This window comes from Jiella pacifica, from assembly GCF_010500815.1.
Lineage (GTDB): Bacteria > Pseudomonadota > Alphaproteobacteria > Rhizobiales > Rhizobiaceae > Jiella > Jiella pacifica.
The window spans coordinates 208,201-231,088 of record NZ_JAAAMG010000004.1 but is presented as its reverse complement, the minus strand read 5'-3'; the positions used below and the strand labels follow the sequence as shown (position 1 = coordinate 231,088).

Genomic DNA, 22,888 nt, shown 5'->3' with positions numbered 1-22,888 from the left:
AGCCAGGGAGGAAATCATTATGAACGTCGACGACCTGATCGCCATCGACATCCACACCCATGCCGAGGAGCCCTGCGGCTGTCATCCGGACGACGGCTACGACGACTTCCAGGCGGCGATGGCGACCTATTTCAAGGCGCCCTACGAGCACCCGCCGACCATGGTGGAAACGGCTGCCTACTATCGTGAAAAGAAGATCGGCTGCGTCATCTTCCCGGTCGACGCCGAGCGCGAGACCGGCTTCCGCCGCTATGCCAACGAGGAGGTGGCTGGGATCGCGGCGGAAAATTCCGACATCATGATCCCCTTCGCCTCGATCGATCCCGCCAAGGGCAAGGCCGGCGCCCGCGAGGCGCGGCGGCTGATCGACGAGTTCGGCATCAAGGGCTTCAAGTTCCACCCGACCATGCAGGGCTTCTATCCGAACGATCGCTCGGCCTACGTGCTCTACGAGGCGATCGCGGAAGCCGGCGCCATCGCCCTCTTCCACACCGGCCAGACCGGCGTCGGTTCGGGCATGCGCGGCGGCATGGGCATGCGAATGAAATACTCAAATCCCATCCATCTCGACGACGTCGCCGTCGATTTTCCCGACATGCCGATCATCATGGCCCACCCCTCCTTCCCCTGGCAGGAGGAGGCGCTGGCGATCGCCCAGCACAAGCCGAACGTCTATATCGACATGTCCGGCTGGTCGCCGAAATACTTCCCGCCGATCCTCGTCAAATACGCCAATTCGATCCTCCGGCACAAAATGCTGTTCGGCTCCGACTGGCCGGTGATCAAGCCCGACCGCTGGCTCGCCGATTTCGAGAAGCTGGAGATGAAGGACGAGGTGCGCCCGCTGATTTTGAAGGAGAATGCGCGGCGGCTGTTGAAGATCTGAGGCTGCGATGGTGGCACGCCGAACCGCGTGCAAATTGCGGGCTGATCGCTTATCTTCGTTGCTCTCGTCCGACAGGAGCGCGCCATGGCCATTGCAGAAAAGCTGAGCGTCGAGTTGCCCGCTGACATGCTGCGGACGATCCGCGAATCCGTCGAGGCCGGATCGTTCGGATCGGAAAGCGAAGCGCTGCAGGAGGCCGTGCGGGCCTGGCAGCGGGAGCGAGAGGATCACGAAAGGCAGTTGGAGGAGATCCGGGCGAAGATCGATCGATCCCTGAACGATCCGCGACCGAGCCTGACGAGTGAGGAAATGCGAGCACGCATGGAGCGTTTCATGAGCGAAAGGCGGGCCGGCCAGGGTCCTGCGACGCGTTGATGTCATCTACCGCGACGAAGCCAGGCTCGATCTCGAACAGATCTACGATGCCATTTTTGAGATAAGCCGGAGCCACGACGTGGCCGAAGGCTTCGTGGAACGCGTCAGGGCAAGATGCGAAAAGATCGGCGACGCTCCCTTAGGCGGCCGGCGACGCGACGACTTGAGACCCTGCCTCAGATCCGTCCCATTCGAGAAAAGCCCCTTGATCCTCTACCGGGTCGCCGAGGCAGTCGAAATCGTCAACATCTTCCTGCGTGGCCGAAACTACGAAGCGCTTTTTCACGATCCTGGCTATCCCGCTTCTCGCTAGGCCGTCTGTCCAGCCACGGACCATGAACCCTTGCACCTGCCACGTGATGCCTGCAGAACGGTTCTGGAGCATCGAAGCAGGATCGGCCGAAGCGGCACCATGAGCGACACCGAGGTCACCGAGACGGCAGCCGGACCGGCAACCGCCGAAAAGCCCGAACCCTACCGCGTCCTGGCGCGAAAATACCGGCCGCGCTCCTTCGACGATCTCATCGGCCAGGAGCCGATGGTGCGCACCCTCACCAACGCCTTCGAGACAGGCCGCATCGCTCAGGCGTGGATGCTGACGGGCGTGCGCGGTGTCGGCAAGACGACGACGGCGCGCATTCTGGCCCGCGCGCTGAACTACGAGACCGACGACATCCACCAGCCGACGATCCACATGACCGGCCCCGGCGTCCACTGCCAGGCGATCATGGAAGGCCGGCATGTCGACGTCGTCGAGATGGACGCGGCCTCCCACACCGGCATCGACGACGTGCGCGAGATCATCGCCCAAGTGCGCTACCGGCCGGTCTCGGCGCGCTACAAGGTCTACATCATCGATGAAGTCCACATGCTGTCGAACCAGGCCTTCAACGGCCTCTTGAAGACGCTGGAGGAGCCGCCGGAGCATGTGAAGTTTGTCTTCGCGACGACCGAGATCCGGAAGGTCCCGATCACGGTTCTCTCCCGCTGCCAGCGCTTCGACCTTCGCCGCGTCGAATCGGCGACCTTGATCCAGCATCTCCAGAAGATCGCCGCGGCCGAAAAGGTCTCTGTCGAGGACGACGCGCTCCGCCTCATCGCCCGGGCCGCCGAGGGCTCGGTGCGCGATTCCCTGTCGCTCACCGACCAGGCGATCGCCCATGGCGCCGGCACGGTCACGGCCCTTGCGGTCAGGGACATGCTGGGCCTCGCCGACCGGGTGCGGATCATCGACCTGTTCGAGACGCTGATGGCGGGCGACGCGGCCGGCGCCCTGAAGGAACTGCGCGAGCAATATGCCTCCGGTGCCGATCCGGCGGTGGTGATCTCCGAACTCGCCGACTTCACCCATCTCGTCACGACGCTGCGCTACGTGCCCGAAGCGACCAACGACGCCGCCGTCTCGCCGATCGAGGCCGAGCGCGGCTTGGATCTCTCCAAGCGGCTCTCGATCCGCACGCTCGGGCAGATCTGGCAGATGCTGCTCAAGGCGGGCGAGGAGCTGCGCGCGACGACCGCGCCGCGCCAGGCGGCCGAGATGGCGCTGATCCGCATCGCCCATGCCGCGGACCTGCCCTCCCCCGACGATCTGTTGCGGATGCTGCGCGAGGGCGGCGCGGGCAAGCTTCCGGCGGCGGCCGCGCCGGGCACGTCGCCGCAAGGCGGTGGCAACGGCGCGCCGGAGGGTTCGGCGGCGCCGCGGCATGCGGCGTCCGGCTCGCCTGCCACCGGCGCTTCCCCATCGGCTGATGCCGCGACCTCGCCGCCGCGCCTCGTCGCATCCGCTGGCGGCGGCGCGCGCATGGACATGCGGCCGAGACCCCAGGCCCAAACCTCCCCTCAGGCCTCTCCGGGGGAAGTGACGATCGCCGGCATCGAGGCCTTGGCGAGGCTCGCCGAGGACAGGCGCGATTCGCTGATGCGCGTGTCGATCCGCCGCTATCTGCGCCCCGTGCGCTTTCAGCCCGGCCGAATCGAGGTGGGGCTCGCGGAGGGAGCGCCGGGAACGCTTCTCGGCGACCTGACCAAGCGCCTGCACCATTGGACCGGCCAGCGCTGGGTGGTGACCGTCTCCTCCGCCGGCGGCGAGCCGACCCTCGACGAGCGCGACGCGCAAAAGCGTGCCTCGCTGATCGACGACGCCGCAGCGGATCCGGAGGTCGCGGCGATCCTCGCGAGCTTCCCCGGCGCCAAGATCACCAACGTCACCCTGCGCAGCGAGAGCCAAGACGAAGTCGACACGGCCATCGCAGCGCCCGCCGACGATTACATCGGCGATCCCGACGAGTTCGACGACGAGGACTGAAGCCGGAATCGTCGCTTCGCTGCCTCTCTCCGGCGAAACCTGCGCGGCGAACCCTCAAAGCCCGGCGACATCCTCCTTATATCGCCGAGACCAACGAGAAACCTGGCACATCCGCCACCATCCGATCCGACCGAGGAGCCCCGCGATGAAAGACCTGATGAACATGATGAAGCAGGCCAAGGCCATGCAGGAAAAGATGGCCGGGCTGCAGGACGAGGTGAAGGCGATCGAGGCGGCGGGCCAGTCGGGCGGCGGCCTCGTCACCGTCACCTTGCGCGGCACCGGGGAGTTGGCGGGCCTCGTCATCGATCCGTCGCTGATGAAGGAGGACGAGAAAGACATTCTGGAAGACCTGATCGTTGCCGCCCATGCCGACGCCCATGCCAAGCTGCAGCTGGCGATTCAGGAAAAGACCCAGGAAATGACCGCCGGGCTGAACCTGCCGGCCGGCATGAAATTTCCGTTCTGAGCCTCCGGCAGTCTGTCGCATTCATGGCAAAATCCGTCGCCGGCCCGGAGATCGAGAAGCTGATCCAGCTGCTCGCGAAGCTTCCGGGCCTCGGTCCCCGCTCGGCGCGTCGAGCAGCGCTGCATCTCGTCAAGCGCCGCGAGCAGCTGCTCGCCCCGCTCACCGCCGCCATGGCCGAGGCGCGCGACAAGATCGGCGTGTGCTCGACCTGCGGCAACATCGATTCGCGCGACCCGTGCACGATCTGCACCGACCATGGCCGCGACCAGTCGACCGTGGTGGTGGTGGAGGACGTCGCCGATCTCTGGGCGCTGGAGCGGGCGAAGGCGCTGAACGCCGCCTATCACGTCCTGGGCGGCGTGCTCTCGCCGCTGGAGGGCGTCGGCCCGGAAGATCTGACCATCCGCCAGCTGATCGACCGGGTCGAGGCCGGCGGCGTCAAGGAACTGGTCATCGCCGTCAACGCCACCGTCGAGGGCCAGACCACCGCCCACTACATCATGGACCGGCTGGAAGGTCTCGAGGTCAAGGTCACCCGCCTCGCCCACGGCGTGCCGGTCGGCGGCGAGCTCGACTATCTCGACGAAGGCACGCTGGCCGCCGCCATGCGCTCGCGCACGGCGCTCTGAGGCTCGAACGGCGGGCGCTGGCGACCGCGGGGTCCCGCCAAGCCGGCGACGAACCAGCCGAGTTGCGTGTGCCGACGTCCGGAGAAGAATCGGGTGCCATCCGCCCCGCCCATGCACTCGCGCCGTCACGGTCTCGTCACGAAAGGCAATTCCACCGCTTGTGCGAAATTGTATTCCCCGCACAAAAGCTTCGCGACGATCGACGAAACCGCTTGATCTCCGTGCGGGTCTTTAATATGAAGCCGCTCACACGAGACGGACCACCCAGTGCCGTCTCCGCCGCCGGTCGGCAAAGTGGGGCCATAGCTCAGCTGGGAGAGCGCTACAATGGCATTGTAGAGGTCAGCGGTTCGATCCCGCTTGGCTCCACCAAATTCTCACGAAGCCGCCTCCAGCCAGCATCCGTCGACGCAAGTTCGCAGCCACAAGGGCTCGCCTCCGTTGCGGCTGTGGATCGCCGCATCCGTGGCTGAACGATCGGACACCCCGGCCGCCGTTGCTTCTTCGGGGCAAGATCAAGTTCCCTGGTCGCCCCTCAGATTGGCGATCACCCGGTCGAGCACCCGCAACGTCGTTTCGATCTCTGCCGCCCCGATCCCCGCCGTCAGCATCGCGTCGTGGCGCCGGCTCTCGGCCAGTAGCGCTTCGACCACGCGCTCGCCCTTTTCGGTCAGCCAGACGCCGTTCGAGCGGCGGTCGCCCGGCGCCGGCCGGCGTTCGGTCAGACCTTCCTGCGTCAGGATGTCGAGGATCGTCACCAGGCTGGAGCGGCGCAGCGCCACCGCCTCGGCGAGCCGGCTTTGAGACTGGCCGGGATGGCTCCTGATGATCGCCAGAAGGCCGAGATAGCGCGGTGCCCGGCCGCGCTCCGCGAGCTTTTCCTCGAAGGCGCGGAAAGCGAGGATCTGGGCGAGCCGAAGCTTGTAGGCAATCGTCGTCTCCGCCGCGCCGGCGTCGAGATACCGCCCGGCATCCGCCCCGTCCTCGACCTCTCCCGCCTCGCCGTTCTGCGCGTCGAACGTTTTTCGAGTCGGCTTCGCCCGCTCCATTCCGCCGGCTCCTTCCTCGCCGCCCGCCGCATTCGCCACTTGAGGCCCCGACCGGCCCTCGGCTTGACGGCCGCAGCAAAGATCGTATTGTTCGACATCGAACAGTTCAAGGCCGTCATACACGATCTTGAACTGTCCCTCGGCCCCGTCCAGAAGCAGGAACCGGCCGTCACGGATGCGAGCGGCTTTGGGAGGAGCGAGCGCTTTGGGAGTTGCGGGAGGCTCTTCGCATTGGCTGCCGGAGAGCGAGGGCGTCGAGCTTCGCGAGATCACTCTCGGCGAGTTGTTGCGCGAACGGGCCCGGCTTCACGGTGAGCGGCCGGCGATCGTCTTCGACGAGCCGCACGGGATCTGCCGTTACACCTATCGCGAGCTCGACGAAGCCGTCGACCGCCTGGCAAAGGCGCTGATCGCGATCGGCGTCGGCCACGAGGCGCGGGTCGCGGTGATGGCAGCGAACTCTCCGGAGTGGGTGCTGCTGGAATATGCGCTGGCGCGCATCGGCGCCGTTGTCGTCACCGTCAATCCCGCCTTCCGCCGCGCCGAGCTCGACTATCTCCTGAAGCAGGGCGACATCTCGCTGCTGGTCGCGGCCGGCGAGCATCGCGGCTTCTCGATCGCCGGCATGCTGGCGGACATGCTGCCCGACCTTGCGGCGCTCGACGGCGGCGAGCGTCCGGCGGGCGGCGCCTACCCGGCGCTAAAACGTGTGGTCCAGATCGGTCCCGCCACGATCGCGGGCGCCCTCGCCTTCGAGCATCTCCTCGAGCGGGCCGCGGAGACCAGCGACGAGATGCTCGCGGCGCGCGAAGCCGCCGTGACGCCGGCGGGCGTCATGCAGATCCAGTACACCTCCGGCACGACGGGCAAGCCGAAGGGCGCGATGCTGACCCATCGGGGCACCGTCAACAACGCGCTCCTCGCCGGCCGGCGCGTCGGCTACCTTGCAAGCGACGTCATGGTCTCGGCCATGCCGTTCTTCCATACCGCCGGCTGCGTCTGCAACGTCATCGGCATGGCCGCCGTCGGCGGCTGCCTCGTCGCCATGGAGAGCTTCGAGGCGTCCCGCATGCTCGATCTCCTGGAGCGCCATCGCGGCACCATCGTCAACGCGGTGCCGACCATGTATGTGCGGCTTCTCCAGGACGAGAGGCTCGCCGCCGGCGAGCGCGACCTTTCCGCCTGGCGGATCGCCTATGTCGGCGGCACCTCGATCCCGCCGAGCCTGATGCTGGAGCTGAAGGCGCGCATCGGCTGCGATCCGGCGATCATCATGGGGATGACCGAGTGCTCCCCGATCATCACCCAGACCCTGCCGGACGAGCCGCTGGAGGAGAAGGTCGGCAATGCCGGCGTGCCGCTGCCCCATGTGGAGATCCGCATCGTCGATCCGGCGACGGGCGCGGTCGTTCCCATCGGCCGGGAGGGCGAATTGCAGATCCGCGGATTTCTCGTCACCGCCGGCTATTACGCCATGCGAGAGGCGACGGAAGCCGCGATCGACGCCGAGGGATGGCTGAAGAGCGGCGACCTCGCGGTGATGGACGCGGCGGGTCATCTCAGGATCGTCGGGCGGATCAAGGACATGCTGATCCGCGGCGGCGAGAACGTCTATCCGGTCGAGATCGAGGACCGGCTGCTCGACCATCCGGACATCGCCGAGGCGCAGGTCGTCGGCGTGCCGGACGCCGAATTCGGCGAGGAGATCTTCGCCTTCGTCGTGGCGCGTGACGGCAAGACCATCGATCCGGACGGGCTGAAATCGTGGTGCAAGGAGACTATGGCGCGCCACAAGATGCCGCGCCACGTCGCGGTGATCGAGGCGACGCCGAAGACGGCGAACGGCAAGGTCCGCAAGGTGGAGCTGCGGGACCTGGCGCGGACGATGATCGAGGAAGGCAGGGCATGACCGCGGAGCCGAGCGAGCCGCATCTTCTCGAGGAGGTCCGGGGCGACATCCTCCTCCTCACCCTTAACCGGCCGGCGGCACGCAACGCCATCAGCCCGGAAATGGCCTGCCGGCTGTCGGATGCCTATGCCCGCTATGCCGCGGACGACGAGCTGCGCGTCCTCGTCCTCACCGGTGCCGGCAGGAAGGCTTTCTGTGCCGGCGGCGACCTCGCCCTGACGATGCCGCTGCTTACCGGCGCGCGGGAACCTCAGGACGACTGGGATCGCCGGGTCCTCGATGACCCGGCGGTGATGGACCGCTCGGCGCTGCGGCACTCAGCGATCGACAAGCCGATCATCGCCGCGATCAACGGCACCTGCGTCGCCGGCGGGCTGGAGACGATGCTCGCCACCGACATCCGCATCGCGTCGGAGACTGCGCGCTTCGGCCTGCCAGAGGCGAAACACGGGCTCATCCCCTTTGCCGGCTCGCTCGCCCGCCTGCCCCGCCAGATCCCCCATGCGGCGGCGATGGAGATGCTGCTCACCGGCGACATGATCGATGCGGAGCGGGCGCTGGCGCTCGGCCTCGTCAACAGGGTCGTGCCGCAGGCGGAGGTCCTTTCGCGGGCTTTGTGCATTGCGGAGAGCATCGCCGAGAACGGTCCGGTGGCGATCCGCCAGATCAAACGGACGGTAAGGCTTGCAACCGGGCTTGCGCTCGAACAAGGTTTCGCCCTGGAGGACGAGGCCAAGCGGATCGTCATGGCGTCGAAGGACGCACGGGAGGGACCGTTGGCCTTCATGGAAAAGCGCCCGGCGCGCTTCGAGGGGCGCTGATGGCGGGGGAGAGGGATGCAGCAGTGAGCACCACGGACGCCGTCAGGCTGGACGGCCGGGTCATCGTCATCACCGGCGCCGGCCAGGGCATCGGCCGCGCCGCGGCGCTCGCCATGGCCAAGGCCGGCGGCGACGTCGTCGTCAACGACGTCGATGGCGAGGCGGCGGCGAAGGTCGTCGCCGAGATCGAAGCGCTGGGCGGACGCGCCGCGCCGGCCGTCGCCGCGATCGGCACTGCGGAGGCGGCCGATCTCTGTGTCGCCACGGCGCTCGAGGCCTTCGGCCGGCTCGATGTCATGGCCTGCAATGCCGGCATCCTGCGCGACAAGGTCCTGTGGAACACCACCGACGAGGATTTCGACGCCGTCGTCGCGACGCATCTGCGCGGCACCTTCACCTGCGCCCGCGCCGCGGCTCGCCACTTTCGCGCGGCCGGCGAAGGCGGACGATTGATCCTGGTCTCCTCGATGGCCGGCCAGCGCGGCAATTTCGGCCAGACGTCCTATGCCGCCGCCAAGGCGGGCATCGCCGCCTTCGCCCGCACATGGTCGATGGAACTGGCGAAATCGGGCGTCACGGTGAATGCCATCGTCCCCAATGCAATGACGGCGATGACCGCCACCGCGCCGGCGCTCAAGCCCTATGCCGAGATGATGGGACGCGGCGAGAGCTTGCCGGACAAGGTGCGCCAGGATTTCGGCCTCGGCGGCCCGGATGACGTCGCCGCCCTGTTCGTCTATCTCGCTTCCGAGCGCTCGGCCAGCGTCACCGGCCAGGCGATCGGCCTCGGCGGCGACCGGCTGTCGCTCTGGGCCCATCCGGTCGAGGCGGCGCATGCAGTGATGGCCGGCGGCTGGAGCGCCGAGAGGATCGCCGAGGCGGTCGAGACAGATCTTGCCGGCGCCATGCAGAGCGTCGGCATCGATTTCATCTGAAATGAGAAAACGCCCTTCGGGAGGAAGGGCGACCAACGGGAGGAACGACCATGACAAGACTGCTCATCCTTGCCGCGGCGCTCGCCGCGACGACCTCGGTGGCCAGCGCCCAGACGACGCTGCGCCTGTCGCACTGGCTGCCGGCGACGCACCCGATGCACGACAGCATCGTCGCCTGGGGAAAATCCATCGAGGAGGCCTCGGGCGGCGAACTGACGATGGAAATCTATCCGGCCCAGCAGCTCGGCGCCGCGCCCGATCATTACGACATGGCCCGCGACGGGATCGTCGACATCGGCTACGTCAATCCCGGCTACACCGCCGGCCGCTTCCCGATCTACGAGCTGACGGGCGTGCCCTTCCAGGCCAATGACGGGCCGAAGGCCGGCAAGGCGATCCACGAATTCTACAAGAACGGCGGCTATGCCGAGAAGGAGATGGGCGACGTCTATTTCTGCCTCGTCAACCCGCACAATCCCGGCCGCTTCCATGCCAACGCGCCCATCAAGGTGCCGGCCGACGTGAAGGGCAAGAGCGTTCGTCCCGCCCACGCCACCATGGCCCGCTACATCAATTCGCTCGGCGGGACCTCGGTGCAGGTGCCGGCGCCGGAAGCGCGCGACGCCATCTCCAAAGGCACGGCCGACGCCGTCACCTTCCCCTACGAGGCGATGAAGAGCTTCAAGATGGCCGACGTGGTGAAGTTCCACAACGACCTGCCGCTCTACCTCTCCTCGCAGGTCATGCTGATCAACCAGAACAGCTATGACGGGCTATCGGACACGCTGAAGACCGTTATCGACGACCACTGCACGCCGGAATGGTCGGAGAAGATCTCGGAAGGCTGGTCGACCTACGACAACGAGGTGCGCCAGGAGATCCTCAACGACAGTTCCCACGAGGTCTACGAGCCGACCGCCGAGGAGGTGACGCTCTGGCGCGAATCCGTCGGTCCGGTGATGGACGCGTGGAAGGCGGACGCGGAGAAGGCCGGGTTCGACCCGGACACGGTGCTCGCCGACTACGAGAAGGCGCTGGAGGCGAACGGGGTGAAGTATTGAGGTGATCGCAGCGGAGGCGCCTCGCGCGCCTCCGCATCATGATCGGCCTCCCGTCCCGGTTGAGTTGCCTCGGCCAGCCCTTCGCCTGCCTCCAAGATCTATCCGCGGTGCCAAAGCCAAAAATGCCCGACGTCGTGCTCCTGTACCCCCCTCTGCCCTGCCGGGCATCTCCCCCACAAAGAGGGAGATCGGCAGCGTCGTGGCTGCGCCTTCCGATCCACGGCTCTTGCGACGGCACGGCGCCGGCGATTGGCCTGAGGATTCGCGCAGGATCAATCTCCCCCCTTGTGGGGGAGATGTCCGGCAGGACAGAGGGGGGTGGGCGCAAGGGCGCGATCGCCCCGACCCACACGGCCCTTTCGCACCGCCGCCGCATGGCATTCGCATGACCCCCTCCCGCCTCACCGAGCGCGTCATCACCGTCGTCGAGCGCGTCGCCGCCGTCATGCTCGGCCTCGTCACGCTGCTGGTCTTCGTCTCGGCGCTCGGGCGCTATCTCTTCGCCTCGCCCGTCCCGGACGCCTTCGATCTGTCGCGCCTGGCGCTGGCCGTGGCGATCATGTGGGGCTTTGCCTCGCTCGGATTCCGCGGCAACCACATCAAGGTCGACATCCTCGCCGAGATGCTCGGGGCGAAAGCCCGGCGCGTCCTCGATCTTATCGCCTGGCTGGGGCTCCTCCTCTTCACCATCCTGCTGACGTGGAAGCTCGGCGGCCGCGTGCTGTCGCAGATGCCGGGCGGCGAAACGACGATGGATCTGCGCCTGCCGCACTGGCCGTTCCTCGCCTGCGTCGTCGCCGGCCTCGTGATGGCTATCGTCACCACGCTGATCCGCCTCTGGCTGGTGCTGCGATACGGCGAGGGGCTCGAGCCGCACGAGACGCTGAAGCAAGACGAAGCGCACGGAGCCGGCCATGAGTGAGAAGGATCTCGTCGCCGCCGGCGGTTTCGTCGTCCTGTTCCTTTTGATGATCGTGCGCGTGCCGATCGGCGTCGCCATGGGCCTCGTCGGCGTCGGTGGCTTCGGCCTCACCGTCGGCTGGAGCCCGGCACTCAACCTTCTCGCCACCTCGCCGCTGCGGACCGTCACCGACTTCAACCTGACGCTCATCCCCTTCTTCATCCTGATGGGGGTGTTGGCGACCCGCTCGGGCATGAGCCGCGAACTCTTCCGGGCGGCGAATGCGACGCTCGGCTCCCTGCGCGGCGGGCTGGGACTGGCAACGGTCGGCGCCTGCGCCGGCTTTGCGGCGATCTGCGGCTCCTCCGTCGCAACCGCCGCGACGATGACCAACATCGCCCATCCGGAGATGAAGAAGGCCGGCTATCCCGACGACGTCTCGACCGGCGTCATCGCCGCCGGCGGGACGCTCGGCATCCTGATCCCGCCCTCGGTGGTACTGGCGGTCTATGCCTACATCACCGAGCAGGACGTCGGGCGCCTGTTCGTCGCAGGCATCGTGCCGGGCATCCTCGCCGTGTTCATGTACATGGCGACGGTGCGGCTGTGGTACGGGGGCAAGCTCCCCGCCGGCGCGCCGTTCCGCCTGCAGGAGGCGCTCGGCGCGCTCTCCGGCGTCTGGGCGGTGGTGCTGCTCTTCGCCGCGGTGATCCTCGCCATCTATTTCGGCGTCGCCACGGCGACCGAGGCCTCGGCGGTCGGCGCGGTGCTGACGGCGCTGATCGGCATCGCCCGCGGCCGCCTCGGCCTTCGCAGCCTGCTCGAAAGCCTCGTCGAGGCTTTGCGCACCTCCGTCGCCATCTACACCATCCTGATCGGCGCGATCCTCTTCGGCTATTTCCTCGCCGTCACGCAGGTCCCGCAGAACCTGACGCAATTCCTGATCGGCCTCGATCTCGGCAGCTACGGCACGCTGGCGCTGATCATGCTGCTCTTCGTCGTCCTCGGCTGCTTTCTCGACGCCATGGCGATGATCATCCTGATGGTGCCGATCGTCTTTCCGGTGATCCTCGAAATGGGCTTCGATCCGGTCTGGTTCGGCGTCATCATCGTCATGACCGTCGAGCTCGGGCTGATCACCCCGCCGGTCGGCATGAACGTCTTCGTCATCAACACGATCGCGAGAGACGTCAGCCTAGTGACGATCTTTCGCGGGGTCTTGCCCTTCGTGGTGACGGACGTGATCCGGCTGATCCTGTTGATCGCCTTCCCGATCATCGTGCTGTTCCTGCCGCAGACGATGGGGTGAGAGGAGCAGGGCGAAAGCTTGGCCGGACAAGCGCCCTCTCTCCCCATTTTGGGAGAGAAAGTCATTCCAAGGAGTTGGGCCTCGGCTTGCCGAGGTCCAAACCTTGAGAATGACAAGAGAGGGGTTTCACCGCTTCCTCCCGCCGTGCCGACGTCGGTACAGACTGAAACGATGCCAACCCCTCTCTTGCGATTTCTATCACTTGGCTTCGCCAAGATGATGAAATCGCTTTCTCTCCCACAAGGGGAGAGAGGGCGCCTTTCGATGACACGCTTCCGCAAGCCCTACCCCCTCCCCTTCGCCTCCAGCCCCAGCACGATCTCCGCCGCCGCCTCGCCGGGCGCACGGTCGACCGCCATCAGCCTGCGGATCTCGTCGAAGCCTTCGAGCTGCGCCCGGCGCTCCGGCGTGTCGGTCATCAGCCGCGCCAGACGCCGCGCCAGCATCTCCGGCCGGACGAATTCGTGGAAATGTTCCGGCACCAGCGGATGGCCGACGACGAAGTTCGGCATCGCCGCCGTCCAGGCGGAAATCAGGTGGCGGATCTGATAGGCGACCGGATCGAGCTTGTAGGCGAGTGCCATCGGAACGCCAGCAAGCGCCAGTTCCAGCGAAACGGTGCCGGAGGCCGCCAGCGCCGCATCGGCTTTGGCGAAGGCCTGCCACTTCGCCGCGTTGCCGGTGACGATCTCCGGCCTCACCGGCCATTTCGCCACCTCGGCCTCGATGCGCTCGCGATGCCACGCCAGCGTCGGCAGCACCGCGGTGACGCCCGGCACCAATTCCGCAAGTCGCCCGAGGGTCGCACCGAAGTCGCCGGCGAGCCGGTCGATCTCGCCGCGCCGCGAGCCGGGCAGGATGACGAGGCGCGGCGGCGATTTCACCGTCTTCTCGCCGAGCGGCCGCCCGTCCGCCATGATCGCCGCGAGCCCCGGCTCCTTCATCAGCGGATGGCCGACATAGGTCGAGGGCGGGCCGCCGAGCCGCTCCATCACCGCCGGCTCGAAGGGCAGCGCGCAGATGGCGTGGTCGACATAGGGCCGCATCTTCGCCGCCCGGCCCTCGCGCCAAGCCCAGACCGTCGGCGGGATGTAGTTGACGATCGGCACCTGCGGCGACCGCGCGCGGACCCGTTTGGCGACGCGGTGGGAAAAGGTCGGGCTGTCGATGACGATCAGCGCGTCGGGCTCCGCCGCGACGATCGCGTCCGCCGTCTGGCCGACGCGGCGGAGGAGTTGCGGCAGCCGCGCGATGATCGCCGATATCCCCATGATCGACAGTTCGTCGATGTCGAAGAGGGATTCCAGCCCCTCGGCCTGCATCGCCTCGCCGGCGAGGCCGACGAGTTCGAGATCGCCGGGCAGCCGCGCCTTCAGCGCCCGGATCAGATCGGCGCCGATCGCGTCTCCGGACGGCTCGCCGACGACGAAGGCAATCTTCATGGGGCTCCCTCTCCCGCCACTGCGCCGTGTTGCCGCGCCTTCGACGCTTGGCCACCATCGCCGGCGGCAAGCCCCACCACGGCGACACTCGCCTCGTCGGCCGCTCTCACCAGCGCCTCGTAATCGATGATCAGGCTCTTTCCGGCGGTGACGCCGATCGCACCGATGCCGGCGCTCTCGGCCTCGCGGATCGTCGAGACGCCGATGCTCGGCAGATCGAAGCGCTCGTCCTGCTGGGGTTTGACCGCCTTGACCAGCACCAGCCGCTCGCCCCGGCCGATCCGGCCGCGCGTCTTCAGGTCCGCCACCCGGTGGAGCATGTCGCGGGTGCCCTCGGCCGCCTCCAGCGCGATCACCCGTTCCTGCGAGGCGACGACGGCCTGTCCGACATCGAGGCTGCCGAGGGTTTGCGCAACCCTCAGCGCCAGGGAAAGGGCCCGCTCCTCGGCTGCGTCCGGCTGGCGCCCGGCGATCGGCCCCTGCGGCGCCAGAAGTCTCGGTGCGACGTCCTGGACGGCCAACGGCTCCAGCCCTTCAGCCTTCAGGAATGTCGCGACGTTGCGCAACAGCCGGTCGTCACCGCCGCGCACGACGCGAAAGGCTGTGGGCAGCATGACGAGAGTGCGGAAACTCGGAACGATCGAACGGAAGTCCGGCCGCTTGCTCACCGTGCCGCAGGCGACGACGCGGGAAACGCCGCTCGCCTTCATGAAGCGAACGGCATCTCCCACGCGGCCCCAGGAATAGTAGGCTCCGGCAAAACCGTCCCAGTCGTCGTCGATCGCATCGGCAATCCGCACGACGATCGGCGTGAAGCCGCGCGCCCGCGCCGCCTCGGCGACGATCCGCGGCAGCCGGCCGCCTCCGGCGATGAGGCCGAGCGGTTCGCCGGGAAAGCGCGGTTCCATCCGTTCAGGAAAGCTGCGAGTGCCGCGGGAAGCAGAGCGCGCGGTCGCCGCCGGCGCGGATGAAGCCCATGAGATCCTGGACCAGCGGATCCTCCGGAAATTCGCTCTGCACCTCGTCCATGTTCTCCTTGAAGGTCAGATCGTCGGAGAACAGCATGCGATAGGCTTTGCGCACGTTGCGGATCGCATGGCGATCGAAGCCGGCGCGCTTCATGCCGATGACGTTGAGGCCGGAGAGATAGGCCCGGTTGCCGAGCACCATGCCGAAGGGAATGACGTCGCCCTCGACGGCGGCGAGGCCGCCGACATAGGCGTGGTGGCCGATCCGGGTGAACTGGTGGATACCGGAGCCGCCGGCGACGGTGGCATATTCGCCGACGCTGCAGTGGCCGGCGAGCATGACGTTGTTGATCAATGTGACGTTGCGCTCGACGACGCAGTCATGGGCGACATGGGCGGCCGTGAAGAAGGAGCAGTTGTCGCCGACCGTCGTTTCGGACCGGCCCTGCACGGTGCCGGCGTTCATCGTCACATGCTCGCGGATCAGGCAGTTTTCGCCGATCACGAGGCGGGTATCCTCGCCCCGGTATTTCAGGTGCTGCGGCGCGTGGCCGAGGGAGGCAAAGGGCCAGATCTGCGCGCCTGGGCCGACTACCGTGTTGCCCCAGATGACGACGTGCGAACGCAGGCGGCTGCCCGCGCCGAGGCGGACCTGCGGCCCGATGTGGCAGAACGGCCCGATCTCGCAGCCCTCGCCGATCTCGGCGCCGGCCTCGATCACCGCCGAGGAATGGATCGTCGTTTCGCTCATCGTCATTCGGCGTCGCGCGGGACGAGCATGGCGCTCACCGTCGCTTCGGCCACCTTCTGGTCGTCGACCTTGGCGATGCAGTCGAACTTCCAGATGTTCGCCCGCCGCTTGGCCTGAACGACGTGATATTCGAGCCGGTCACCCGGGATCACCGGCTTGCGGAACTTGGCACTGTCGATGGTCATGAAATAGACGAGGGACGGGGCGCCACCGCCGCGCGAAAGCGCGCAGATCGCCCCGGCGGTCTGCGCCATGCCCTCGATGATCAGGACGCCCGGCATCACCGGGGCGGAGGGAAAATGCCCTAGGAAATGCGGCTCGTTGGCGGTGACGTTCTTGATGCCGACAGCGCTTCTGTCGCCGTCGATGTCGACGATCCGATCGATCATCAGGAACGGATAGCGATGGGGCAGAAGCTCCATGATCCTGTTGATGTCGGCGCTCTCCAGCGTCGTTCTGTCGTCAATCATCCCGTTCATTCCTCGGCGAACGCCCCTTCTTGGCTAATTCGGTCAAGAATCGCACCTCCCGAAGCCATTCGCGCACCGGCCTGGCGGGTATGCCGCCCCAGCGCGCGCCCTTCGGAACGTCCGTGGCCACGCCGGACAGCGCGGCGATCTGCGCGCCGTCGCCGATCGATACATGGCCGGTAACGCCGACCTGGCCGCCGATCATCACGCCGTCTCCGACCGAAGTCGAGCCGGAGATCCCGACCTGCGCGACGATCACCGAATGGCGACCGACGGCGACGTTGTGCCCGATCTGGGCCTGATTGTCGATCTTCGTCCCCTCGCCGATCGCCGTGTCGCGGATCGCCCCGCGGTCGATGGTCGCATTGGCGCCGACCTCGACGTCGTCCTGGATGATGACGCGGCCAATCTGGACCACCTTGTCGAGACCCGTGCGGCCCGGCACGTAGCCGAAGCCGTCCTGGCCGATCTTGACGCCGGGATGCAGGATCACACGATTGCCGAGAAGCGCGTTCGACAGGACGACCTGCGCGCCGATCCGGCAATCGCGGCCGATCGCGCAGCCGCTGGCGACCACCGCCCCGGGCGAAACGATCGTCCCGCGGCCGATCCTCACCCCCGGCCCCACCACGGCGAAGGCCTCGATGGTGACGCCTTCCTCGATCTCGGCGGTCGGATCGACCTCCGCCCGCGGCGAGATGCCTACCGACGGGAGAACCGCCGCCGGGGCCCGGGCCGCCGGATAGAGCTCACGCCCGACGGCGGCGAATGCCACCGAGACGTTAGCCGCGACGAGATGCGGCAGGCCCTCGGGAACCAGCGCCAGGTGCTTGCTCCCAACGATGACGCAGCCTGCCCGCGTCTCAGCCAGCTGCGTCGCATAGCGCGGATTGTCGAAGAAGGAGAGGTCGTCTCGTCCAGCACGATCGAGCGCGCCGATCCCGGTGAGGCGGATGCCCGGATCGGTACGGGCGCCGAGTTCGACGCCCGTCAACGCGGCGATCTCGCCGACGGTCAAACCCGCGCCTCGAGAGAAGAACGACGTGTCGGGCATGATGGACAAGCCGGCGCGGGAGAGATGACCTCCCGCGCTCCTTTCCTGGACGTCAGAAGCGCGACGAGAAGCCGAAGGAGAACTCCTGGGTGTCGTCGAAGTCTTCCTTGGCCAGCGGATGGGCGTAGTTGACCCGCAGCGGACCGAAGGGCGAGGCCCATATCAGGCCGACGCCGGCAGAGGCGCGGATCGCGAAGTCGGTGCCTTTGACCCCCGGCTGGCCATCGAACTCGGAGCCCCAGAGCGAACCGGCATCGGCGAAGATCGCGCCGCGGAAGCCGAGATCGCGATTGATGCCCGGGATCGGGAAGGTCGCCTCGGCCGAAACGTTGCCGTAGTTCTCGCCGCCGATGGCGACGTCGTACTGCCGCGGGCCGATACCGCGCGTGTCGAAGCCACGGACGATGTCCTGGCCCTTGAAGAAGTTGTCGAAGACGCGCAGGTCGTCGCCGAGGGCCGTGACGTTGCCGGCGCCGCCGGAGAGCTGTCCGACGACGTCCCATTCCTCGCTGAGGAGGTTGAAATAGGACGCCTTGCCGGTGGTCTTGATGTATTTCGCGTCGCCACCGAGGCCGGCGAATTCCTGCCCGACCGAGGCGATGAAGCCGTTGCGCGGGTCCTGGTTGTTGTCGAGCGTATTGTAGCTGAGCTGGTAGGACACCGAGGAGGTGCGATAGTCGCCGGCGCAGATCGCCTCGTTGATGATCGGCGAGTCGGTGAAGGACGGCGCGGTGAGAGGGTCGCCTCCGTCGTCGACGAGATTGCCGAGCGGATTCGGATTGCCGCAGCTGCTGTCGATCGTCTCCGGTACGTTGGGGTTGTTTACCGGGTCATAGTCCGGGTTTAGCACCGTCTGGCCGGTATTGTCGCCGTAGCTCTCCTGCTTATAGTTGTACGCCACCGTTGCCGTCAGATGGTCGGTGATCGGGGCTGACAGGCGAACGTCGCCGCCGGTGCGCGTCACGTCGTAATCGTCGTTCGACGTCTCCGAATGGTAGATGTCGAAGCCGGCGGCGAGGCGCTGACCAAGGAAATATGGCTCGGTGAAGGAGAGGTTGTAGCTGCGGCTGTTGGTACCGATGCCGGCAGAGACCTTGATGAACTGGCCGCGACCGAGGAAGTTGCGCTCCTGGATGCCGACTTCGGCGACGGGGCCGGAGGAGTCGCCGCTGGTCGTATAGCCACCGCCGACCGAGATCTCGCCGGTCGCCTTTTCCGAGACGTCGACGAGAACGATGACGCGGTCCGGCTCAGAGCCCGGCGCCGTCGAGATCTTCACCGTGTTGAAATATTTCAGGTCCTCGAGCCGCTGCTTGGCACGCTGGACCAGCACCTGGTTGAATGCATCGCCCTCCGACAGGTCGAACTCGCGGCGAATGACGTAGTCGCGTGTCTTGGTGTTGCCGCGGATCTCGATGCGCTCGACATAGACACGCGGGCCCTGGTCGATGACGTAGTCGATCGCGATGGTGTGGTTGGTGAAGTCGCGGTCGCCGCGCGGCGTCACCTGGGCGAAGGCGAAACCCTTGTTGGCCAGCGCGTTGGTCAGGTTGACCAGCGAGTTCTCGACTTCCTTGGCGCTGTAGACGTCGCCCGGCTGGGTGTCCAGCTCACCGTAAAGCGCCTGCGTATCGACGCCCTCGATGGTCGAGTCGATCTTCACGTTGCCGAAGGCGTAGCGCTCGCCTTCGTCCACGGTGAAGGTGATGTAGTAGGAATTCTGGTCCGGATCGAGTTCGGCGACCGCCGACAGGATGCGGAAGTCGGCATAGCCGTGATTGTAGTAGAAGCGGCGCACCGTCTCCTCGTCCGCCTGCAGACGGTCCGGATCATAGACGTCGTCGCGCTGGATGAAGCTGAGGATGCCGCTCTCGCGCAGCGTGATCACCTGCTTCAGCCGGGCATCGGAGAAGGCGTTGTTGCCGACGAAGCTGATCGAGGCGATCTTGGTGCGGTCGCCTTCCTGGACGTTGAAGATGACGTTGACGCGGCCCTGGCCGATCGGCTGGGTCTGCGCGGTCACCACCGCATCGCTGCGGCCGATGGTGACGTAGGCGTTCTTGATGGCCTCGACGTCGGCGTCGACGGTGGCCTGGGAGTAAGGACCGCGCGGCGTCGTCTGCACCGCCGCGTTCAGCTGCTGGTCCTTGATCTTGGAATTACCCTGGAACAGCACCTGATTGACGATCTGGTTCTCTTCCACCGAGATGTTCAGCGTCCCGCCCGACTGGCTGATACGCACGTTCGAGAACAGCCCCGTCGAGTAGAGCCGTCGGACGGCGGCGTCCTGATCGGCTTCGGTGACGTTCTGGCCCGGCTTGATCTCGATGAAGCCGCGAACCGTCTCGGCGTCGACCCGGCTGTTGCCGCTGACCGCGATCCGATTGACGGTCGCCGCCTCGGCGACGCTCGTCGCTGCAAGTTGGGCAGTCAGCGTGGTGGCGGCGAGGAGGGTCGAAGACAGCGCTATCGCGGTCACCGCGCGCAAGGTTTTCGTTCGAGCCTTCATGTTTCCAACCACCTTGTCGTCTTCTTGCCGTTCAGCAGGACGTGCATTTTCAGAGTCCGCCTTGTACCGGCTTTGATATTCCGTTCAAGCAGACTCGCCCTTCCGGATTGAGGAATCGGAAACGCCGTTGCAAGGCGGTCACGAACCATGCCGACATGGTTAATCAATTGTTCCCCCATTCCCCGTTGTCCGGGCCCCCTCAGACCTGGCCGGAAATGTCGTTCCAGAATGCAAATATCATGAGCATCGTAACGAGAGCGAGACCGATTTTGAATCCGAACTCCTGGACCCGCTCGCTCAGCGGCCGGCCCCGCACCGCCTCGAAGGCGTAGAACAGGAGATGCCCGCCGTCGAGCATCGGAATCGGCAGGAGATTCAGGATGCCGATCGAGATCGACAGCAGCGCGGCAAGATTGAGCAGCGCGGCGATGCCGATCGTCGAGACCTGGCTCGACACCTGGGCGATGCGGATCGGCCCGCCGATCTGGTCGGCGCTCTGGCGGCCGGTGACGACCTCGCCGATGAAGCCCACGGTCTGCGCCGCCACGAACCAGGTCTGCGACACGCCGTATTGTAGGGACTCAACCGGCCCGAGGTTTTCGACCCTGAAGCTGCCGTTGACGTTTTCGGCCCGCAACCCGACGATCGGCATGGTGAAGGAGTTGCCGAACTCGTCCTCGCGGGTTTCCATCCGCGGCGTGACCGTGAGTTCGACGGGCCGGCCGTCGCGCTCCACCTGGAAGGCGATCGGGTTCGGGCCGACGGCCGCGACGTGGCGCTGCAGATCGGAAAAATAGTCGATCGCCTCGCCGTCGGCGGAAATCACCCGATCGCCGGGTTGAAAGCCCGCGGCCGCGGCCGGCGAATTCGGCTCGACCCCCGAGACGACCGGGTCGCCGACCACCCGGCCGTTGGCGAAGACGACGCCGGCAAAGATGACGATCGCCAGGATGAAGTTGGCGATCGGCCCGGCGGCGACCGTGGCGGCGCGCCTCGCGACGCTCGCCGAAGGAAAGGCCTGGCGCCGTTCCGCCTCGCTCATCCTGTCGACCGCATCCTGGTCCGGGACCGAGGCCGCATTCTCGTCGCCGAGGAACTTGACGTAGCCGCCGAGCGGGATCGCGGCGAGCTTCCACCGCGTCCCCTGCCGGTCGGTGAAACCGATGAGTTCCGGGCCGAAACCGACCGAGAAGGTCAGCGCCTTGATCCCGCACATCCTGCCGATCATGAAGTGGCCGAGTTCGTGGAAGAAGACGATGATCGTCAGGACGAAGAGAAACGGCACCACATAGATCAGCCCATGGCTCCACAGGCCGGAGGTAATCGCCCCGATCTCCATCGATCGTTCTCCTTCTCGCTCAGGCCAGTCCGCCGAGCGGCTGCCTCGTTCTATAGCAGCGACCGAATTTGCGCAAACACGGCACGCAGCGGCGTGTCCCGTCTACACCGGCCGAATTCAGCCGTCATACCGGGAAAAGCCCCGCGGCGGGACGCTCGAAGCCGGCGATCGCCATGCCGACCAGCCAGGCGACCGTGGTCGCGACGACCAAAGCGTCGATGCGATCCATCAGCCCGCCGTGACCAGGGATGAGGCGGCCCGAATCCTTCACCCCGAACCGCCGCTTGATCCACGATTCGTAGAGATCGCCGGCCTGCCCGGCAATCGAAAGAACCGCTGCCAGCACGATCACCAGCGCCAGCACCTTCCCGGTTGCAGCATAGGCGAAGAGCGCGCCGAAAACGATCGCCGCGGCGAGCCCCCCGAGAGCGCCCGACAGGGTCTTCTTCGGCGAGACCCGCGGCATCAGCTTCGGCCCGCCGATCGAGCGGCCGGCGAAGTAGGCGAAGATGTCGGTGGACCAGACGACGGTCACCAGAAAGCCGATCGTCAAGAGGCCGGGCAGGTCGTCGCCGCGCAGCAGACCCGCTGGAAACGTCGCCGCAGCAGCATAAAAGAGCCCGCCGACGAGCCAGTCTGCCTTGCGCTCGTGGCGATCGATAAAGGCGAGGAATCCGGTGCCCGCCAGGAAGATCACGATGGCGGCGAGCTCGAAACCGAAGGCGAAGGCGACGAGCGAGAAATAGAAGACGCGCCGGCCGAAGGTGAAATGCGGCCGCAGCCGCCCGGCCCGTGTGATCCGCGACCACTCGTCGAAGACGATGAAGCCGGTGGCGCAGCAGAGCAGGCGAAACCCCCAGCCGCCGGCAAAGACGAGCAGGCAGACGAGGATGCCGAGCACCAGAGCGGAGATCAGCCGCGATCTGAGATCGCTCCAGCTTCCCTCGGTGAAGAACCGTCTGACGCCGAGCCCCATCCGATCAGGAAGCGATTTCCCGCGACAAACCTCCGAAGCGGCGGTCGCGGCTGGCATATTCGGCAAGGGCGCCTTCGAAGGCCTGACGGTCGAAATCGGGCCACAGGCAGGGCAGGAAGACGAATTCGGAGTAGGCGGCCTGCCACAACAGGAAATTCGACAGCCTCAACTCGCCGCTGGTGCGGATGATGAGATCGGGATCGGGAATGCCGGCCGTGTCCATGTGTTCGCCGAGATAGTCGGCCGTGAGCGCCTCGAGGGTGACTTCGCCGGCGGCGAATTTCTCGGCGATCCGCCGGACCGCCCGGGCGACCTCGTCGCGGGCGCCGTAGTTGAAGGCGATCACCAGGGTCTGGCGGTCGTTGTCCTTGGTGAGGTTTTCCGCCTCCTCCAGGAGCCCCCGGATGTCCGGCGTCAGGTCATCGCGTGCCCCGATCACCCGGACCCTGACGTTCTCCTTGTGGAGATCGGCGAGGTCCCGGCGAATGAAGTGCTTGAGCAGCCCCAACAGTTCGTCGACCTCGTCCTTCGGGCGGCGCCAGTTCTCCGAGGAGAAGGCGAACAGCGTAAGATAGTCGATGCCGAGTTCACCGGCGGCGCGGACGGCCGAACGCACGGCCTCCACCCCGCGGCGGTGGCCCATGCTGCGCGGCAGGCCACGTGCCCGTGCCCAGCGCCCGTTGCCATCCATGATGATGGCCACATGTCGGGGATGCCGCACCATCCTCGC

General features: G+C 66.6%; 22 protein-coding genes and 1 tRNA gene. 13 read left to right on the top strand and 10 right to left on the bottom strand.

What is annotated here, in order from left to right:
* The first annotated feature begins 19 nt into the window (after positions 1 to 19).
* The 7 genes from GTK09_RS07370 (at position 20) to GTK09_RS07340 (ending at position 5,036) form a co-directional block, all read left to right on the top strand.
* Entirely contained in the window at positions 20 to 886 is an 867-nt protein-coding gene (locus GTK09_RS07370; RefSeq protein ID WP_163462330.1) for an amidohydrolase family protein, read from the top strand.
* Between the two features lie 84 nt (positions 887 to 970).
* Positions 971 to 1,261, top strand: a complete 291-nt coding sequence (locus tag GTK09_RS07365; RefSeq protein WP_163462328.1) for a ribbon-helix-helix domain-containing protein — start codon at positions 971 to 973, stop codon at positions 1,259 to 1,261.
* The gene (locus GTK09_RS07360; protein WP_163462417.1) at positions 1,248 to 1,574 is read left to right on the top strand and encodes a type II toxin-antitoxin system RelE/ParE family toxin; all 327 of its coding nucleotides are present in this window, start codon (positions 1,248 to 1,250) and stop codon (positions 1,572 to 1,574) included. Before GTK09_RS07365 ends, GTK09_RS07360 begins: the two co-directional genes overlap by 14 nt.
* Before the next feature lie 99 nt (positions 1,575 to 1,673).
* A complete protein-coding gene (locus tag GTK09_RS07355) occupies positions 1,674 to 3,566 on the top strand; it encodes a DNA polymerase III subunit gamma/tau (RefSeq protein ID WP_163462327.1) in 1,893 nt (630 codons plus the stop codon).
* 145 nt (positions 3,567 to 3,711) lie between these two features.
* Entirely contained in the window at positions 3,712 to 4,035 is a 324-nt protein-coding gene (locus GTK09_RS07350; protein WP_163462326.1) for a YbaB/EbfC family nucleoid-associated protein, read from the top strand.
* Positions 4,036 to 4,058: 23 nt separating this feature from the next.
* Positions 4,059 to 4,664, top strand: coding sequence for a recombination mediator RecR (recR, locus tag GTK09_RS07345; protein ID WP_163462325.1), 606 nt, complete (start codon positions 4,059 to 4,061; stop codon positions 4,662 to 4,664).
* A gap of 296 nt (positions 4,665 to 4,960) precedes the next feature.
* Positions 4,961 to 5,036 (top strand) — tRNA-Ala (locus GTK09_RS07340).
* Between the two features lie 143 nt (positions 5,037 to 5,179).
* On the opposite strand, the gene GTK09_RS07335 is transcribed toward GTK09_RS07340, so the two are convergent.
* Positions 5,180 to 5,713, bottom strand: a complete 534-nt coding sequence (locus GTK09_RS07335) for a MarR family winged helix-turn-helix transcriptional regulator (protein WP_163462324.1) — start codon at positions 5,711 to 5,713, stop codon at positions 5,180 to 5,182.
* A 205-nt stretch (positions 5,714 to 5,918) separates the two neighbouring features.
* Between GTK09_RS07335 and GTK09_RS07330 the strand changes: the two genes are divergently transcribed.
* The 6 genes from GTK09_RS07330 to GTK09_RS07305 all read left to right on the top strand — a co-directional run bounded on the left by GTK09_RS07330 (position 5,919) and on the right by GTK09_RS07305 (position 12,649).
* Positions 5,919 to 7,622: an AMP-binding protein gene (locus tag GTK09_RS07330; protein WP_203560919.1), complete on the top strand. Its 1,704-nt coding sequence runs from the start codon at positions 5,919 to 5,921 to the stop codon at positions 7,620 to 7,622.
* Complete coding sequence (locus GTK09_RS07325; protein ID WP_163462322.1) at positions 7,619 to 8,443, top strand: enoyl-CoA hydratase/isomerase family protein; 825 nt, start codon at positions 7,619 to 7,621, stop codon at positions 8,441 to 8,443. The genes GTK09_RS07330 and GTK09_RS07325 overlap by 4 nt, the downstream gene beginning before the upstream one ends.
* 23 nt (positions 8,444 to 8,466) lie before the next feature.
* A complete protein-coding gene (locus tag GTK09_RS07320; protein ID WP_203560918.1) occupies positions 8,467 to 9,378 on the top strand; it encodes an SDR family NAD(P)-dependent oxidoreductase in 912 nt (303 codons plus the stop codon).
* A gap of 50 nt (positions 9,379 to 9,428) precedes the next feature.
* Positions 9,429 to 10,439 carry a TRAP transporter substrate-binding protein gene (locus GTK09_RS07315; protein ID WP_163462320.1) on the top strand — a complete coding sequence of 337 codons (1,011 nt, stop codon included), beginning with the start codon at positions 9,429 to 9,431 and terminating at the stop codon, positions 10,437 to 10,439.
* Between the two features lie 385 nt (positions 10,440 to 10,824).
* A complete protein-coding gene (locus tag GTK09_RS07310) occupies positions 10,825 to 11,361 on the top strand; it encodes a TRAP transporter small permease (protein ID WP_163462318.1) in 537 nt (178 codons plus the stop codon).
* Complete coding sequence (locus GTK09_RS07305) at positions 11,354 to 12,649, top strand: TRAP transporter large permease (RefSeq protein ID WP_163462317.1); 1,296 nt, start codon at positions 11,354 to 11,356, stop codon at positions 12,647 to 12,649. The genes GTK09_RS07310 and GTK09_RS07305 overlap by 8 nt, the downstream gene beginning before the upstream one ends.
* Before the next feature lie 284 nt (positions 12,650 to 12,933).
* On the opposite strand, the gene lpxB is transcribed toward GTK09_RS07305, so the two are convergent.
* The 9 genes from lpxB to GTK09_RS07260 form a co-directional block, all read right to left on the bottom strand.
* Entirely contained in the window at positions 12,934 to 14,091 is a 1,158-nt protein-coding gene (lpxB, locus tag GTK09_RS07300) for a lipid-A-disaccharide synthase (RefSeq protein WP_163462316.1), read from the bottom strand.
* Positions 14,088 to 14,999 (bottom strand): LpxI family protein, encoded by a 912-nt coding sequence (locus GTK09_RS07295; RefSeq protein WP_163462315.1) that lies wholly within the window; start codon positions 14,997 to 14,999, stop codon positions 14,088 to 14,090. The genes lpxB and GTK09_RS07295 overlap by 4 nt, the downstream gene beginning before the upstream one ends.
* 4 nt (positions 15,000 to 15,003) lie before the next feature.
* Positions 15,004 to 15,810, bottom strand: coding sequence for an acyl-ACP--UDP-N-acetylglucosamine O-acyltransferase (gene lpxA / locus GTK09_RS07290; RefSeq protein WP_163462314.1), 807 nt, complete (start codon positions 15,808 to 15,810; stop codon positions 15,004 to 15,006).
* Positions 15,811 to 15,812: 2 nt separating this feature from the next.
* Positions 15,813 to 16,280 (bottom strand): 3-hydroxyacyl-ACP dehydratase FabZ, encoded by a 468-nt coding sequence (fabZ, locus tag GTK09_RS07285; protein ID WP_163462313.1) that lies wholly within the window; start codon positions 16,278 to 16,280, stop codon positions 15,813 to 15,815.
* The gene (lpxD, locus tag GTK09_RS07280) at positions 16,273 to 17,334 is read right to left on the bottom strand and encodes a UDP-3-O-(3-hydroxymyristoyl)glucosamine N-acyltransferase (protein WP_163462312.1); all 1,062 of its coding nucleotides are present in this window, start codon (positions 17,332 to 17,334) and stop codon (positions 16,273 to 16,275) included. The genes fabZ and lpxD overlap by 8 nt, the downstream gene beginning before the upstream one ends.
* Positions 17,335 to 17,386: 52 nt before the next feature.
* A complete protein-coding gene (gene bamA, locus GTK09_RS07275; RefSeq protein WP_163462310.1) occupies positions 17,387 to 19,843 on the bottom strand; it encodes an outer membrane protein assembly factor BamA in 2,457 nt (818 codons plus the stop codon).
* A 199-nt stretch (positions 19,844 to 20,042) separates the two neighbouring features.
* On the bottom strand, positions 20,043 to 21,182 hold the full coding sequence (gene rseP, locus GTK09_RS07270; RefSeq protein ID WP_163462308.1) for an RIP metalloprotease RseP: 1,140 nt from the start codon (positions 21,180 to 21,182) through the stop codon (positions 20,043 to 20,045).
* 124 nt (positions 21,183 to 21,306) lie between these two features.
* Positions 21,307 to 22,158, bottom strand: coding sequence for a phosphatidate cytidylyltransferase (locus tag GTK09_RS07265; RefSeq protein ID WP_163462306.1), 852 nt, complete (start codon positions 22,156 to 22,158; stop codon positions 21,307 to 21,309).
* Between the two features lie 4 nt (positions 22,159 to 22,162).
* Positions 22,163 to 22,882: an isoprenyl transferase gene (locus tag GTK09_RS07260; RefSeq protein ID WP_163462304.1), complete on the bottom strand. Its 720-nt coding sequence runs from the start codon at positions 22,880 to 22,882 to the stop codon at positions 22,163 to 22,165.
* Between the last annotated feature and the right edge of the window lie 6 nt (positions 22,883 to 22,888).